Raw genomic sequence first — 626 nt, 5'->3', positions numbered from 1 at the left:
GAAGGGGGAAGGGGAAGAGAAGAAAAAGGAGAAGGAGAGGGAAGGAGGAAAGGGAAGAAAAAGAGAGGAAGCAGGAGGAAGAAAAAGGAGGAAAGGGGGGGGAAGGAGAAGAGGAGAGGAGGAGGGAAAGGAAGGAGGGGAGAAGAAGGGGAGAAAAGAGAAGAAGAGGGGGAGAGAGAAGAAGGGAGGGGGGAAGGGAAAGAGAAGGGAGGGAGAGGGAAGGAGGAGGGAGGGAAAGAAGGAGAAGGGGAAGGAAAGGGAAGGAGAAGGGAGAGGAAAAGGAGGGAAAAGGAAGAGAGAGGTGAAGGAAATGGAAAGGATTATGAGAGAGGTGTGGGAATGAGAAGTAGAGAGAAAAGGTTAGGGAATAAGAGAAGGAGAAAGGAAAAGAAAGGGGAGGAGAAGAAAGGAGGAGAAGGAAGGAGGGAAAGAGAAAAGAAGAAGAAGCAAGAAGAAGAAGAGAAGAAAAGAAAAAAAAGGGAAAGAGGAGGCGAAGAGAAAGGAAGGAAGAGGAGGGAGGGGAGGAAGGGAGAAAGAGGAAAGGAAGAAGAGAAGGAAAAAAAGAAGGAGAAGGAAAGGGAGAAAGAGGAGAAGAGAGAAAAGGGGGGGGGGGGGGGGGGGGGAGA

General features: G+C 50.0%; 2 protein-coding genes. Both read left to right on the top strand.

What is annotated here, in order from left to right; translation table 11 throughout:
* Positions 1–343: hypothetical protein (locus DMC61_RS42205; RefSeq protein ID WP_233595125.1), on the top strand; the 343-nt coding region annotated here is incomplete at its 5' end.
* Positions 340–626, top strand: a 287-nt coding sequence (locus tag DMC61_RS42200; protein ID WP_233595124.1) for a hypothetical protein, incomplete at its 3' end; no start/stop codon positions are given. The genes DMC61_RS42205 and DMC61_RS42200, both read left to right, overlap by 4 nt.

Source organism: Amycolatopsis sp. WAC 04169, from assembly GCF_003947535.1.
Taxonomy (GTDB): Bacteria; Actinomycetota; Actinomycetes; order Mycobacteriales; family Pseudonocardiaceae; genus Amycolatopsis; species Amycolatopsis keratiniphila.
The sequence above is the reverse complement of the archived record's forward strand: the minus strand, read 5'-3'. Positions and strand labels throughout refer to the sequence as shown.